General features: G+C 61.0%; 1 protein-coding gene. It reads right to left on the minus strand.

The window, feature by feature from the left end:
* The coding region (locus J1G35_RS30765) for a hypothetical protein (RefSeq protein WP_223016893.1) at positions 1–277 on the minus strand (277 nt) is incomplete at both ends.

Consider the following 277-nt stretch of genomic DNA (forward strand, 5'->3'; position numbering starts at 1 on the left):
GCGCCCTTCTGAGTCAACACAACGTTGTTGCCGGACAGGCTGTAGTAGCCGTCTGCGTTGCTGTTGCCGGTGAAGGTGATCGTCAGACCCGTGCGCGGCGTTTCTTCGTCGGTGGCCGTGAAGGTACCGGCGACAGTCCCCGCTTTAGCCGCGTTCTCATCGAGGGTATTCGCCGCGATGCTGATCACCGGCACGTCGTTGTGCAGGATGACAGTCGGCTGCCCAGTGTTGTGGGAGTTCAGGCCTTCAGGGTCGGTGACGGTTAGGTCGATCTTCG

This window comes from Pseudomonas sp. SH10-3B (assembly GCF_019891415.1).
Lineage (GTDB): Bacteria > Pseudomonadota > Gammaproteobacteria > Pseudomonadales > Pseudomonadaceae > Aquipseudomonas.